Below are 13846 nucleotides of genomic sequence, written 5' to 3'. Positions count from 1 at the left end.
TGTTGTCTCGAAAAAATTGACGCTAGTGTAAAACTTTACGCCAGAAAACAGATCTGACCAGATATTTTAGAAAACAGCAATCAACATTATCGGCTCCCCCCCACAGGGCTATTTGTGACATATTGATATGCCTTAATAAAATTACCAAATAAAATCAGTCACTAACAATGCTTGACACAAAATAGCAGCATATATATACATATATATGTATACGTTTAAATTTTTTAATAAATAAAAAAGGAAATGTAAAAATGAAACTTAAACTTCTTTCAATCGCTGCCTTAATATTAATATCAGCTCCTATCTCTGCCGCTACATTTATTACAGAAAACAACTCAAACCTTGATTCGAAATGTTTTGAACACTGTATTGAAACATCACGTATTGGTGCTTCAGTGTCTATTCTATGGAAAGGCGCGAACGGCGTTCCAATAAAAGTTATTACAGCCGATGTACCCAAAGATGCCGTACTGGTTGCGGAGTCTGTATCACAACCTACTACCTTCCCTACAACTAACAACAACGCATCACAGAGCGGCGGCGGATATTCAACGGTAGCAACTAATACGTATGTAACGACTACAGAGATTATCACTGTAATTACGACTTTAACCTTTGATAATCAAGGAAATCTGTTATCTGTTAATGTTCATACTGTTTCTGTAAAGCTACCTGCCGGCAATATGGAGCAGTAAGACTGCTCCAATAATAAAGCATCAGAACGACGCTTTATTATTTGCAGTTTGACTGCCGCCATAACAGCGTGGCGAAATAGGTGTTTTATCAGCATAATACTCGTGCCATTCTGACGGGGTATAAGTATGCAGCGCCAGCGCATGAATTTTTTCTGCCAACTCTTCTGCTAACTCGGCATTTACGGCACGATGGCGCTGTATTAGACGCAAGCCATTAAATGCTGGCGTAACAATCACAACCTTAAAATGTGACTCTGACCCTTGGGGTACGTTGTGTAGGTGGCTCTCATTTACTACCTCAAGGAATTCAGGATCAAACTTACTCAGTAACTTCTGTTCAATAGCGGTTTGAATCAACATAGTTTTAATCCTTCTTTATTCCCACTAATAACTCTAGATGCCAAGCTTAAACTTACCAGTCAAGAACGCTGTCAAGTTAATTAATTTGCAGTAACGAATTGGCGGCCTTACTAAAAATAAATTTGTCTAAGATACGGCCTCTATATAACGAAACGTCAGGTTTAACCTGCAATGGTTTATTCTACTTTGTTTTGGCAAGCGATGCAGCCAATGCCTCTGACACTGGCCGGTCATTAGTAGCAAACTGCCGCTCGGCAAGTCTAAAGTCAACTGCCAAGGTTGAGTGCGATGCTTAAGCTCAAAACGCCTAGCCGCGCCAAGGCTAACCGAAGCAATAACCGGATCATGCCCCAGTTCGGGCTCATTGTCAGCATGCCAGCCCATATGGTGTTGGCCATCAGCATATAGATTAAGCAAAACACAATTAAATGGTTGCTGTAAAAACTGACTAAGATTGTCAGCTAATTGGCGCACTGCTGGGTGCCAAGGTTGTGGTATAAAAGTAGTGCCAGAGTATCGATAACGACAATGACTGTCCCCCATCCATACTTGCTGTCTAGGTATTTTAACGGGTTTACCAAACATTATAATACTATCTTGTGCCCAGCTTAACTGCGACACTAATTGCTGCTGTAAATTATAACTAAATGGCTCAGTTAACCAATTAGGCCACAAACTAATATTGGCATCCGGCAGATTAAACTGCTGCAGGGTAAGTTGCAGGTTGTCGCTATGTGATTGGCGTGTCAAAATGTTCACCTTATTTCACCGATAGTGGCACTATGAATACTACTTTTAGTTATGCGGGTAACAACTTGCAATTATGTCGCTGGCCGTTACAGCAGCCCAATACCAGCCTACAAGCTTGGGATGCGGCAGACGAATTACTGATAGAGCATACGCAGCAAGCGGCGGTTCAGTTTTTTATGCAGCATAATCGCCAACCAAATTTACTGATTATTAATGATAGTTTTGGCGCGTTATCTTGTGCTTTAGCAAAGTATGCTCAGGTACAAATAAACGACTCGGTACTTGCGGCCCGTGGCAGCCTGTATAATAGAGAGCAAAACACTTTAGGCATTGCTAATCTGCAACAACAAAGCAGTATTGAGCCATTGCCAAACTCAGCGGATATTGTGCTACTAAAACTACCGAATAATCATAGTTATCTGCACTATATTTTGCAGCAACTGGCAAAGGTAGTAACCACTGACAGTATTATCTTAGCTAGTGCCAAAGCCAAAGATATTAACCGTAATGTGCTAGCAATGTTTAATAACTGTTTAGGTGAGGCGAGCGCGTCATTAACGGTTAAAAAGTGCCGCCTAATTAGCTGTCAGTTTAACCCTGCACTGCGCGATACAGAAACCCTAGCCTTTCCGCTACGTTGGCCGCTAGAGAATTCACCTTATATACTGATAAACCATGCGAATGTGTTCTCACGAGAAAAATTGGACCAAGGTGCGCGCTTTTTTCTGCAGCATCTACCCTTAGTTAAGCTAAATGATGTGGTTATTGATCTCGGCTGTGGCAATGGTGTATTGAGTTTGCCAATATTGGCTCAGGGCAAAGATATTCAGTTAATTTATTGCGATGAATCATACATGGCTGTAGATTCCGCCAAAATGACAGTAGCGGCCAATTTTCCTGAACAATTAGCATACTGCCAATTTGTGGTCGATGATTGCCTAAGCCTGCAAGCAGATAGAACAGCCGATTACGTTTTATGTAATCCACCGTTTCATCAGAACCAAATAGTTACCAGCCATATTGCATTGCAAATGTTTACTGATGCAAAAAGAGTGCTAAAACAAGGTGGTCACCTGCGTATAGTGGCAAACCGTCATTTAGGTTATAGCGATGTTTTAACACGTTTGTTTGGTAATTGCCGACAACTGGCTGCCGATGCAAAATTTGTCATTTTAGAAGTGGTTAAAAGGAGTTAATAATGCGTTTTATTATACTAGCAGCAATACTATTAGCCGGTTGTAGTAGCACAATACCTAGCTTTATTCTGGCACCCCAAGTATTTCTGTCGCAATCGAATCAACTACAACAAGCTCAATTTGCGTTTGCAGTGACGGATGAGCGTGGTGTTGCATACTCGTTACGGGTGCGTAATGGCAATAAGGTACAACAAATTGCTACTAGCAATGATGTGCGTGCGCAATTAGAACAAACGCTATCTCAAGCGCTTATTGATCAAGGCGCAAGACTTGATGTAAATAGCAGCACGCAAATGACGATAAAAATAGCCCAACTACAAGCCTTGGTTGAGCAACGTACTCTAGAACATGTAGTAACGAATCAGGTGGCACTGACGGTTCAGGTACAAAGTTCTCAGGGTTTACTTAGCAAAACCTATTCTGGCGACAGCAGCTTTACTGCGCCGTTTAAAATGGATATTGCGGCGGTAGAACGTGAGCTACGTGTATTAACCGAACAAGTGTTAGTGCAGCTACTGCAAGATGGCTCTTGGCAACAGGTAATAAAGGAGCAATAGCATGCGCAGCTGTTTTTTTGCTTTATTACTGCTAGTTGGCAACGCAACCGCTTATGCCAATCCGGGACAGTTTATTCAGCCAAATAACTTATACCCAAAGGTAAAACTGATTACGTCATATGGCGAGATAATTGTAGAGCTAGATCGCAGCAAAGCACCAATTAGCGTTAATAATTTTCTTAGTTATGTAAAGCAGAAATCCTACGACAATACGCTATTTCATCGGTTAGAGCCTGAGTTTGTGCTGCAAGGCGGCGGCTACGATGCCAACTATAAGCCGATAGCAGAGCTGAAAGCTATTTTTAATGAATCGGGTAACGGCTTGAAAAACCAACTGGGCACTATTGCCATGGCTAGGCTGACCGAACCACACAGTGCCACTAGCCAGTTTTTCTTTAATTTAGCCGATAACAGCCACCTTGATCCTGGTCGCAGTTGGGGTTATGCCGTATTTGGTTATATTACTTCAGGCCTTGACGTTATTGAGAAAATCAGTGCAATTCAAACGGATACTTCCGTTGAACTGGGCTGGCCAAATGTGCCGGTAGAAAAGGTACTGCTAAAAACCGTTATCGTACTGCCAGAGCAATAAAACCGACTATACTTGGCTTAACAGTGTTAATTATTAGGTACTGTTAAGCCCAATATGACTAACCTATTTATCGAGCAGAAATCTAAGCAATTAGTTTTCTACATTTCGCGTTATTTTCTTGGTCGTTTGCAACATAGCGAGCTACACCTGTTTGTCTGGGATACCTTAGAAGAATGGGCTCAGCTTAATCAGGCCCTACAATTACCTTACACTCGTCAAGAACAAGTATTCTGGCACCTGATCCATCAACTTGAATTTTGGCCCGACGTTACCTTACGAGAAAACAAACTGCTTAGGCGCAATATTCAAGATTGTGTTAGTTATTTAAAGGGCTGTGGCATAGCGCCAAATAACTGTATTGGAATAAGACCATAAACACTTGACCACAAGTTGTTGATAGGTAAGCTACTAGAATATTACAGCAGTTTACTGGTAACCCTCTTGCCTTACTATTTAACTTGGCTTAGCAGCCTAAGCATTTATTGCCAACGCCGAGTACTCGCTATTTTTATTCTAGGCTTTTCCAGTGGTTTGCCATTAATGTTGGTGTTTGGTGTGCTGTCGTTTTGGCTGCGCGAGGCCGGCGTGTCGCGCACCGACATTGGTTACTTTAGCTGGGTAGCTTTGGCGTACGCCATTAAATGGCTCTGGTCACCACTGGCCGATCATCTGCAAATTCCTTTTTTGCACCATAAGTTAGGCCGTCGCCGCAGCTGGCTAGTGTTATCTCAATTTTTGGTTGTCGCAGCTATACTTTGCATGGCGAACATGGACCCGCAACAAGATTTAGCATTAATGGCAATATTTGCGGTAATACTGGCATTCGCTTCAGCCACCCAAGATATTAATGTTGACGCTTTTCGTATTGAAAGTGCACCAGAACAGTTACAAGCTGCGTTAGCGGCGGCGTACCTTACCGGTTACAGGCTAGCGATGATCCTCGCCTCTGCCGGCACGCTTTGGTTAGCGGCAGTGTTTTCTAAAGACAGTAATTATGATTTATCAGGCTGGCAATTTGCTTACGTTGTTATGGCGTTGTGTATGCTGCCCGGCATTATTACCACACTACTTAGCAAAGAACCAGATAGCGAGTTAAAGCAACACCTTAGCATTGAAGGCAATATATTTACTCGCTTCTTGCATTGGTTAAAACAGGCGGTGCTTGCTCCCTTTATTGATTTTTTCAGTCGCTACAAATGGTTAGCCTTAATGATGCTAGCATTAATTGCATGCTACAGATTAACCGACATTGTTATGGGCGTAATGGCTAACGCATTTTACGTTGATATGGGCTATAGCAAAGAAGAAGTTGCCAGCATATCTAAACTGTATGGTGTAGTAATGACGTTAATCGGCGCAGGTCTCGGCGGCGTGCTAATTAACAAGCTTGGCACTATGCGAATTTTGTTTCTTGGCGCGTTATTAAGCGCGCTAACCAACTTATTATTTGCCGCACTAAGCCAAATTGGTTATGACATTACTTGGCTTACTTTGATTATTTCAGCTGACAATCTCAGTGCTGGTATCGCTACCAGTGCGTTTATTGCTTATTTATCGTCGCTGGTGAACCGGGCATTTACCGCTACGCAGTACGCGATGTTTAGCTCATTAATGTTGCTGCTGCCTAAATTTGTTGGCGGTTTTTCTGGGGCTTGGGTAGAACAGGTGGGTTATAATCAATTTTTTATTATTACTGCGCTGCTAGGCGCTCCAGCATTAATTTTAATTATACTACTAGCCAAATACGGTAAACAAAACCACAACACCGCCATTTAGCGGTGTTGTGCCAACAACTATACCGATAGCACTTGGTTTAACCCTTCGCCGGGGTCAACTTCTAGTGCTTGGCAATAACGCACGTATTCTATTACATCTAATCTGCGTTCTTGGTTTTCAACCTTGCCGATAAAGGAATGCGGCGTACCTAATATTTCTGACAAGCTACGCATCGTATGGCCTTTCTCTTGACGTTGACGCTTTAACCAAACGCATAAACGTTTGTTTTCATCAGAAATAACGCTCTTTGTACCTTTCATGTTGCTCTTCTCCCAGCGTGTAACGCTTTTATATGTATAATACTTCCTGCCATTCCAAACCTTATTGCAAATGCAATAAGCAAGATAAATCGGTTAATTAAACCACAGGATGCGACAAGCGTACAGCTACAAGCGTTAAAATTTGTATAAGAACTTTACACTTTAAAAAACTATAATTTACAAGCACCTGAATAACTTGGTGTAACGACATGTTAAAATACTAGGTATTACAGCTAGAGAGAAAGATCATGATAAAACTACTATTTCTTCTACCATTGATTATGTGTGGTGCTTGGTATGCCTATATACGGCAGTATGGCTGGGGCATAAAGCAGGGCTGGAAAGGCTTTAGTTATATTATTGGCTTTAATGTTGTGTTGGCTGCGACATTATGGGTAATCATGCTGCTGACACAGCGCTAAGCTAGATCAACAGCAAGTGTATTTTTTAGTTTACGCTTAAGTACATTTAAACGGAAAACGACGAGCCACAACCACAGGTAGTGGTAGCGTTAGGGTTTTGCACAGTAAAACGGCTACCCTGCAACCCATCAATGTAATCAACCACACCGCCCATTAAGTATTGCAAACTCATGGGGTCAATAACCATAGATACGCCCTGTTTTTCTACTACAAAGTCACCATCATTCACTTTTTCATCGAAGGTAAAACCGTACTGAAAACCTGAACAACCGCCACCTGTAATATAAACCCGTAACTTAAGCTCTGGATTTTCCTCTTCACTTACCAACAACGCTACTTTTCGCGCTGCGGCTTCAGTAAATTCAATTGGTACAGCGGGCTCTGACATAACAACTCCACAGGTTTAGCTAAGATGCGAATTATCTAATACCTGACTGTTTTATTCAAGTATTAGCCAACACTGTCGCTTAATCATTAACAAAACCTAGATTAGCGCTGCTAACTCAGCAACTTATGTTAAACTATTAGCTAACTAATACGGGTGTTATGGCTTATGCAACGCTGGAAAATCTGGCTTCCGTCTTTACAACGTCAGTTAGCATTACCGCAAACATCGCTACAACTGTGCCTTTTAGGTATGCTCGGTGGCTTAGCGGCGGCTACGCTTATTATCCTGTTTCGTTTAGCTATTATTGGCCTACAAAGTTTCTTTTTGGACCGCGCCGATGATTTCTCTACTGCCAGTGCCGATATTCGCTGGCTACTGCCGATTGGCGGCGCACTACTGATTGCCGTGTTTGCGTGGCTTACCGGTTATAAGCATTATCGCCTAGGCATTCCCTTTGTTATTCACCGTATTAAATTGAAATACGGTATTATGCCTACCCGTAATACGCTCAATCAATTTTTTGGTGGTATTTTAGCCTTGGCCAGTGGTTTTTCTGTAGGCCGAGAAGGCCCATCGGTGCATCTTGGTGCCTATGCCGCTAGCACCTTAGGTAAATATCTACAGCTGCCTTATAACAGCATACGTATTCTCGCTGGCTGCGGTATTGCTGCGGGTATTTCTGCTTCGTTTAATACGCCGTTGGCCGCTGTTATTTTTGTGATGGAAGTAGTACTGCGCGAATATCGCGTGCACGTATTTATTCCTATTATGCTGTCATCTGTAGTTGGCGCATTAGTAACTCAAGGCGTGTTTGATAGCGTCAACGAGCTGTCATTGCTTAATATTATTCCTATTAGTGGCTGGCATCTGCCCTACTTAGTGCTTTGCGGCATCGTGTTTGGTGCGCTGGCTTTTGTGTTTAATAAAAACATGATGCGCTTAATCAAGCTATTTAAAAACTGGCCATTTACGGCACGCTTACTATTAGCTGCATTGCTTACAGCCGCAGTAGGCTATGTTATTCCACAAGCTATGGGTGCTGAAACTGGCGCCATTTTTTATGCCGTTAATGCGCCAGATGATATTACACTGCTGTTAACAATATTTATTGGCAAGATGCTGCTTACGCTATTTGCTTTAGGTTTAGGCGTGCCCGGTGGCGTAATTGGCCCAGTGTTTGGTATAGGAATTGTACTAGGTACGCTATTAGCTATTATTCCATCAGCCGTGATCGGCGATAGCAGCATTGCCGGCACCTACGCCGTTTTAGGTATGGCGGGTTTAATGGCGGCCACTATGCATGCGCCGCTTGCAGCGCTAGTGGCCGTAATGGAGCTAGCTCACAACCCCACTATTATTATTCCCGCCATGCTGGTGATCACCACCGCCTATATTACCGGCGTGCAGTTTTTTAATACTAAGTCAATTTTCTTACTACAACTCGATTTTCTGCAAATGCCCTATAAACTGTCACCGGCTGATGACGTATTGCAAAAAGTAGGCGTATTAGCCCTATTGGATAATCAATATCATTTACTCAACAACCCTGACGAGCAACAAGTACAGCAGGCTTTAGATAAACTAGAACCACCACACCAATTATTGGTGCAGCGCACAAACAATAACGCTACGGAGTACTTTCTCGCCAGTTATGACGTACAGCTATCGCTATCGGGCAATAACGCCATTCAGTATCTGCCGCTACGAGGTGTTAATCATCAAGCGACGATGGCAGAAGTATTTGCTATTCTCGAAGACCGGCGCGAAGGTGCGGTATATATTTATCGCGAGCAAGATATGCCGCAACTAATTGGTATTATTCGCTGGGACCAAGTCCGCAGCTTACTAGTAGAGCAGAATAACTTATTATGACCACTATTCTTGTTTTTAAAGCGTTGCATGTATTTTTTATGGTGGCTTGGTTTGCCGGTATTTTTTATTTACCCCGACTGTTTGTTTATCACGCTAGCACGCAAAGTCCTGATTGCGATGCCGAATTTAAAATTATGGAACGCCGGTTACTGTATTTTGTTACGCCCTTTGCCATCCTAACGCTGGTATTTGGCAGCTTAGTCATTTATCACTACGGCACAGCTTGGTTTGCAGCCAGCCACTGGTTACATATCAAACTAGTGTTAGTCAGCTTGTTGTACGTTTACCATATTTATTGTTTTAAATTGTTGGCCGACTTTAAACATAACCGCAACCAGCGTAGCCCACGTTTTTATCGTATATTTAATGAGCTGCCAGTACTGGTTTTGCTTGCTGTGGTATTACTCGCTTACATTAAACCTATGTGGTAACACATTCGCTTTTACTAGCTAAATTCGCCTATAATACGCCGCAATAATGCCGGTTCCGGCCTCTGTTAATTTTCAGCGAAAAGAGCACTGACTATGAGCTTTAAAGGCGACCACATTCTTTCTGTAAGCCAGTTTGACCGCGACAACATTCAACATGTTTTTCAAATAGCACGCAGCATGCAACCTTATGCCAGTCGGCAAAAACGCACCAAGGTACTTGAAGGTGCGATTCTTGGTAACTTATTTTTTGAACCCAGTACTCGCACCCGTGTCAGTTTTGGTTGTGCGTTTAACCTGCTAGGTGGCGAAGTGCGCGAAACCACCGGTATGGAGTCATCAGCCTTGTCTAAAGGTGAATCGTTATTTGATACCGCTCGGGTTATTAGTAGCTACAGCGATGTTATCGCTATGCGCCATCCGCAATCTGGCTCTGTTGCAGAATTTGCTTTAGGTAGCCGAGTGCCGGTGATCAACGGTGGCGACGGTGCGAATGAGCACCCAACCCAAGCCTTACTAGATTTATTTACTATTGAACGCGAACTTGCCGGTTCCGGCTTGACTATTGATGGCATGCATATCGCGATGGTGGGTGATTTAAAATTTGGCCGTACTGTACATTCGTTATCTAAACTGCTGGCGCTGTACAAAGATGTTCGCTTCACGTTAATTGCACCCAAAGAGCTAGCGATGCCTGATGATATTATCAGTGCCATAGAAAATGCAGGCCACCAGGTGCATATAACCGAGGTGCTTGAAGGTAACGTTAACGCTGATATTGTCTATCAAACTCGTATTCAGGAAGAGCGTTTCCCATCAAAAGATGAAGCCAACTTATACCGTGGTAAATTCCGCCTTAATCAGGAAATTTATACCAAGTACTGCAAGTCGAACACCGTAATTATGCACCCGTTACCGCGTGACTCGAGAGCTGAAGCAAATGAGCTAGACAACGACTTAAACCTAAACCCCAATTTAGCTATTTTTCGCCAAGCTGATAACGGTATTTTAGTGCGCATGGCACTATTTGCCTTAACCTTGGGTGTTGAAAATATTCTCACTAACTATGAATGCGCCGTACCTTGGTATAGCAATAAACACAGTGGCTAACAGTGCCGTAATCTTTTTAACCTTACTTACTGGAACCTAATTAATGTCTTTATCTGCAGAATTATTTCAACGTGCTCAGCATACTATTCCTGGCGGCGTAAACTCACCGGTTCGCGCTTTCAAAAGTGTCGGTGGCACGCCAGTATTTATTGACCGTGCTGATGGTGCCTATTTATATGATGTCGATGGTAAACGCTATATCGACTACATTGGCTCTTGGGGCCCAATGTTACTGGGGCATAACCATCCAGATATTCGCAATGCGGTAATCAATGCGGCAGCTAAAGGTTTAAGCTTTGGCGCGCCTTGCCCGGCCGAAGTGACTATGGCTGAATTAGTCAGCCAACTAGTGCCAAGTATGGAAATGCTACGTATGGTGAGCTCTGGTACTGAAGCAACCATGAGCGCTATACGTTTAGCGCGCGGCTACACCGGCCGTAATACCATTGTTAAGTTTGAAGGCTGCTATCATGGCCATGCCGACTCATTATTGGTTAAAGCGGGATCAGGTGCATTAACTTTAGGCGTACCAAACTCACCTGGCGTACCGGCCGATTTTGCTAAATATACGCTCACTAGCGAATTTAATAACTTAGCACAATTGCAGCAACTGTTTGCCGAGCACGGTAGCGACATCGCCTGTATTATTGTTGAGCCAGTAGCCGGCAATATGAACTGTATACCGCCAGCACCAGGTTTTCTTGAAGGCTTACGCCAACTGTGTGATCAATACGGCGCAGTGCTCATTTTTGATGAAGTTATGACAGGTTTTCGTGTAGCCTTAGGTGGCGCACAAGCGTTTTATAACGTAAAACCAGACCTAACCACGCTGGGCAAAATTATTGGCGGCGGCATGCCAGTAGGCGCTTTTGGTGGTAAACGTGAAATTATGCAGCATATAGCGCCGCTAGGTGCGGTGTATCAGGCGGGCACACTATCTGGTAACCCTATTGCTATGGCTGCAGGCTTAGCGGCCTTAACCGCCATTAGCAAACCTGGCGTGTATGAAGCGCTAACCGCAAAAACCACGACATTAATTCAAGGCATTAGCGCAGCAGCAGCTAAGCACGGCGTTCCCTTTGCCACGAATCAGGTTGGTGGCATGTTCGGTATGTTCTTTAGCAAAGAAACCACTGTTACTAACTTTCAACAAGCGACCCAGTGCGATATCAACGCCTTTAAACAGTTCTTCCATCTTATGTTAGATCAAGGTATTTATTTAGCGCCGTCAGCGTATGAAGCGGGTTTCTTGTCACTAGCACACAGCGATGACGACCTAGCACAAACCATAGCCGCAGCAGAGCATAGTTTTAAACAATTATAAACTTACAGCTTTAGCGACGGTTTTTTAACCAAACAATATCGGTATCGTGCAGCCTTGGCTGCACGATATAACCCACCCCTTTACCCTTACTGTATATTGCCACCGGTGGCTGTGATTGCGGCAAAGCGAAACTTTGAGCCCCGCCTTCTAGCCATGCATAAGCCTGTATTCTATGGTTGGCTTGATCTAGCCAATAAATACCACTTCTATCAACAAACCACTGTTCAGCATTTTGCTGGCGCCAATTAATTTGTACGGGTAACTGCGCAAGGCGGCCATCGTTGTGCCGTAGCATCAAGTTGTTATTTTCAGCAAACTGCAATACTAGCGTTTGTTCTGGTGCACAGCGCACATCAACTACGCCACGATGGACAAGTTGCTTCGTATCATGTGTTTGCGTAAACAACGCCCAACCATCATTAGTCAGTTCGGTCCAATACAACACATCTTCGCAACTGGCATAACGTCCAGGGCTAGTGGGCTGCGCCAATTGCGGTATCAGTGCAGGCTTAACAATATCTAATGTATATAACTGACTATTGAGCAGCACGAGCAAATTACCTTTATGCCACAACAACTGTTGCACCTGCTGATCATCCGGCAGCCGCGCAAGTTGGATGCTATCTGCGCCTTGGGCTAACCAAATTTCATTATTCCCAGTACGTTCTGATACAAAGGCGATTTTTTCTGCACTTGCTGCCAGCAAACGCTCACTGCGGTTACTAACATGCCACGGTTTATAAGTTGTAACTTCAGGCAATTGCGGCCGGGTTGAAACCTCAAAGATATCGGTCGTATAGTTAAGGTATTGCACTGCTATTACCTGGCCAGGGTAGCGTATAGCCTGCGTTAGGTTGCGTGATAACGGCCCAAGTTTTTGGCTAGTTAAACTGAGAATGTCAACTATTTCCAGCTCAAGATCTTGTGGCGAAAGAAGCAGCTGAGACTGATCCCACCAAGAAAACTGACTAACAATAAACGGAAAACGTTTAACTAACTCTAACGCGCCATTAGGTAGGTCAAGCTTTAACAAAATACTATTATTTACCGTCTCTTCAGCCAGTAAATATGCACTGTTATTACTAACTAATAGGTGCTCAAGCTTACGCCACGCATTTGGCAGCACACTTAACATCTTTGCAGGTTTATCTGGCGTTCCTTGCCACAGTTGTGAGTTATTGTTGCTATCGCGGTCTAACCACAGCAACTGACCTTGCCATGCGGTTAGACCTTGGGCCAACACCGTGTTACATGGCCATAGCATTTCAGCTGCACCAATACTTGGTAACAATTGCTGACGATAAAAATGACAGTCCGTGTCAGCTTTAATGCCACGGAACACGATATGTTGATCATCTAACCAAATTGCTTGCGATAACTGCAGATAACGCTCGGATGTATGCCTCACGCGCAAATCAGTAAGATTTTGTATACTCCAATTTAATGCCGTAGTCTCAAGTGCTTTATGCTGATAAATCACATGCGTTTGGTTAGCGTTAAGTGCCGGCCAATATTCTTGCCCGCTTAATGCGCTAATTGGCACTATACTATCTGGTAGTCGAATTAAAGGTGTCGCGGTAAATTTTGCTAGAACAAAAGCCACACTGGCGCAGCCTAAAATCACGGTGAGTGTAGTGGCAACCATAAAGCGCCATGGCCACGGTTTAGCGATAACGTCAGCGTTAATTGGCACTGTAGCATGGTCTATTTCAACGTCGGCATTAATTATTGGTGTATCAGTAGGAGAAGCAGCCTGAACCTCAGCAAGCCAGCAATAGCCTTTTTTAGATGCTGTTGCTATATAAACCGGAGTGCGCGCATCATCGCCTAATACCTTACGCAAAGCGCCAACTGCACGCATAACGGCAGCGTCTGTGCCTTCATTTGCTGGCCAAACTTTATCTATTAGGATGTCTTTTGCTAGTAAGGTATTGGGATGTTGTAGAAAAAAATTGAGTAGACTATGCAGCCGCGGTTCAAGCCGAACCATATGTTCACTTGTCATTGGCTGATTAACAGGCCATAACTGACCATATATCACCTGATAGTACCAATCACCAAACTGTACCACAGCGTGAATATTCAACATTAACAACCGCCCTACTGCAAACTATCT

At 43.5% G+C, this 13846-nt stretch carries 16 protein-coding genes; 11 read left to right on the top strand and 5 right to left on the bottom strand.

The features are described 5' to 3' along the window. Positions 1-251: 251 nt before the first annotated feature. Positions 252-695, top strand: a complete 444-nt coding sequence (locus MN199_RS02595) for a hypothetical protein (protein ID WP_335738317.1) — start codon at positions 252-254, stop codon at positions 693-695. A 21-nt stretch (positions 696-716) separates the two neighbouring features. On the opposite strand, the gene MN199_RS02590 is transcribed toward MN199_RS02595, so the two are convergent. Beyond that, positions 717-1055: a BolA family protein gene (locus MN199_RS02590; RefSeq protein ID WP_335738316.1), complete on the bottom strand. Its 339-nt coding sequence runs from the start codon at positions 1053-1055 to the stop codon at positions 717-719. A 126-nt stretch (positions 1056-1181) separates the two neighbouring features. Beyond that, complete coding sequence (locus MN199_RS02585) at positions 1182-1814, bottom strand: alpha-ketoglutarate-dependent dioxygenase AlkB family protein (RefSeq protein ID WP_335738315.1); 633 nt, start codon at positions 1812-1814, stop codon at positions 1182-1184. Between the two features lie 23 nt (positions 1815-1837). On the opposite strand from MN199_RS02585, the gene MN199_RS02580 reads away from it, so the two are divergent. From MN199_RS02580 to MN199_RS02560, 5 genes are all read left to right on the top strand, one after another. Further along, positions 1838-3001, top strand: coding sequence for a methyltransferase (locus tag MN199_RS02580; protein ID WP_132582033.1), 1164 nt, complete (start codon positions 1838-1840; stop codon positions 2999-3001). A gap of 2 nt (positions 3002-3003) precedes the next feature. Then, the gene (locus MN199_RS02575) at positions 3004-3558 is read left to right on the top strand and encodes a YajG family lipoprotein (RefSeq protein ID WP_335738314.1); all 555 of its coding nucleotides are present in this window, start codon (positions 3004-3006) and stop codon (positions 3556-3558) included. A gap of 1 nt (position 3559) precedes the next feature. Beyond that, positions 3560-4150 (top strand): peptidylprolyl isomerase, encoded by a 591-nt coding sequence (locus MN199_RS02570; protein WP_335738313.1) that lies wholly within the window; start codon positions 3560-3562, stop codon positions 4148-4150. A 54-nt stretch (positions 4151-4204) separates the two neighbouring features. Next, positions 4205-4525, top strand: coding sequence for a hypothetical protein (locus MN199_RS02565; RefSeq protein WP_132582027.1), 321 nt, complete (start codon positions 4205-4207; stop codon positions 4523-4525). Positions 4526-4591: 66 nt separating this feature from the next. After that, positions 4592-5926, top strand: coding sequence for an AmpG family muropeptide MFS transporter (locus tag MN199_RS02560; RefSeq protein WP_132582025.1), 1335 nt, complete (start codon positions 4592-4594; stop codon positions 5924-5926). A 17-nt stretch (positions 5927-5943) separates the two neighbouring features. Here MN199_RS02560 and MN199_RS02555 read toward each other — a convergent pair whose 3' ends face one another. Continuing rightward, on the bottom strand, positions 5944-6186 hold the full coding sequence (locus MN199_RS02555) for a helix-turn-helix domain-containing protein (RefSeq protein WP_132582023.1): 243 nt from the start codon (positions 6184-6186) through the stop codon (positions 5944-5946). A 248-nt stretch (positions 6187-6434) separates the two neighbouring features. Here MN199_RS02555 and MN199_RS02550 point away from each other — a divergent pair, with 248 nt between their 5' ends. After that, positions 6435-6608 carry a hypothetical protein gene (locus MN199_RS02550; protein WP_165907370.1) on the top strand — a complete coding sequence of 58 codons (174 nt, stop codon included), beginning with the start codon at positions 6435-6437 and terminating at the stop codon, positions 6606-6608. A 46-nt stretch (positions 6609-6654) separates the two neighbouring features. Here MN199_RS02550 and erpA read toward each other — a convergent pair whose 3' ends face one another. Next, positions 6655-6996, bottom strand: a complete 342-nt coding sequence (gene erpA / locus MN199_RS02545; protein WP_132582021.1) for an iron-sulfur cluster insertion protein ErpA — start codon at positions 6994-6996, stop codon at positions 6655-6657. Between the two features lie 165 nt (positions 6997-7161). Here erpA and MN199_RS02540 point away from each other — a divergent pair, with 165 nt between their 5' ends. The 4 genes from MN199_RS02540 (at position 7162) to hemL (ending at position 11730) form a co-directional block, all read left to right on the top strand. Then, on the top strand, positions 7162-8868 hold the full coding sequence (locus MN199_RS02540; protein ID WP_132582019.1) for a chloride channel protein: 1707 nt from the start codon (positions 7162-7164) through the stop codon (positions 8866-8868). Then, on the top strand, positions 8865-9299 hold the full coding sequence (locus tag MN199_RS02535; protein WP_335738312.1) for a CopD family protein: 435 nt from the start codon (positions 8865-8867) through the stop codon (positions 9297-9299). The genes MN199_RS02540 and MN199_RS02535 overlap by 4 nt, the downstream gene beginning before the upstream one ends. Before the next feature lie 93 nt (positions 9300-9392). Further along, positions 9393-10406 (top strand): aspartate carbamoyltransferase, encoded by a 1014-nt coding sequence (locus tag MN199_RS02530; RefSeq protein ID WP_132582015.1) that lies wholly within the window; start codon positions 9393-9395, stop codon positions 10404-10406. 43 nt (positions 10407-10449) lie between these two features. Further along, positions 10450-11730 carry a glutamate-1-semialdehyde 2,1-aminomutase gene (gene hemL, locus MN199_RS02525; protein WP_335738311.1) on the top strand — a complete coding sequence of 427 codons (1281 nt, stop codon included), beginning with the start codon at positions 10450-10452 and terminating at the stop codon, positions 11728-11730. Between the two features lie 10 nt (positions 11731-11740). On the opposite strand, the gene MN199_RS02520 is transcribed toward hemL, so the two are convergent. Next, entirely contained in the window at positions 11741-13819 is a 2079-nt protein-coding gene (locus tag MN199_RS02520) for a winged helix-turn-helix domain-containing protein (protein ID WP_335738310.1), read from the bottom strand. Positions 13820-13846: the final 27 nt, after the last annotated feature.

Source organism: Rheinheimera metallidurans, from assembly GCF_036983985.1.
Classification (GTDB): domain Bacteria; phylum Pseudomonadota; class Gammaproteobacteria; order Enterobacterales; family Alteromonadaceae; genus Alishewanella; species Alishewanella metallidurans.
This window is presented reverse-complemented; position numbering and strand designations above follow the sequence as displayed.

Excerpts from the sequence above, each read along its gene's own strand:
- MN199_RS02580 (WP_132582033.1), top strand. The coding sequence starts at position 1,838 with ATGAATACTACTTTTAGTTATGCGGGTAACAACTTGCAATTATGTCGC.
- MN199_RS02565 (WP_132582027.1), top strand. The coding sequence starts at position 4,205 with ATGACTAACCTATTTATCGAGCAGAAATCTAAGCAATTAGTTTTCTAC.
- MN199_RS02595 (WP_335738317.1), top strand. The coding sequence starts at position 252 with ATGAAACTTAAACTTCTTTCAATCGCTGCCTTAATATTAATATCAGCT.
- MN199_RS02530 (WP_132582015.1), top strand. The coding sequence starts at position 9,393 with ATGAGCTTTAAAGGCGACCACATTCTTTCTGTAAGCCAGTTTGACCGC.
- hemL (WP_335738311.1), top strand. The coding sequence starts at position 10,450 with ATGTCTTTATCTGCAGAATTATTTCAACGTGCTCAGCATACTATTCCT.
- MN199_RS02555 (WP_132582023.1), bottom strand. The coding sequence starts at position 6,186 with ATGAAAGGTACAAAGAGCGTTATTTCTGATGAAAACAAACGTTTATGC.
- MN199_RS02550 (WP_165907370.1), top strand. The coding sequence starts at position 6,435 with ATGATAAAACTACTATTTCTTCTACCATTGATTATGTGTGGTGCTTGG.
- MN199_RS02575 (WP_335738314.1), top strand. The coding sequence starts at position 3,004 with ATGCGTTTTATTATACTAGCAGCAATACTATTAGCCGGTTGTAGTAGC.
- erpA (WP_132582021.1), bottom strand. The coding sequence starts at position 6,996 with ATGTCAGAGCCCGCTGTACCAATTGAATTTACTGAAGCCGCAGCGCGA.
- MN199_RS02540 (WP_132582019.1), top strand. The coding sequence starts at position 7,162 with ATGCAACGCTGGAAAATCTGGCTTCCGTCTTTACAACGTCAGTTAGCA.
- MN199_RS02520 (WP_335738310.1), bottom strand. The coding sequence starts at position 13,819 with ATGTTGAATATTCACGCTGTGGTACAGTTTGGTGATTGGTACTATCAG.
- MN199_RS02570 (WP_335738313.1), top strand. The coding sequence starts at position 3,560 with ATGCGCAGCTGTTTTTTTGCTTTATTACTGCTAGTTGGCAACGCAACC.
- MN199_RS02590 (WP_335738316.1), bottom strand. The coding sequence starts at position 1,055 with ATGTTGATTCAAACCGCTATTGAACAGAAGTTACTGAGTAAGTTTGAT.
- MN199_RS02535 (WP_335738312.1), top strand. The coding sequence starts at position 8,865 with ATGACCACTATTCTTGTTTTTAAAGCGTTGCATGTATTTTTTATGGTG.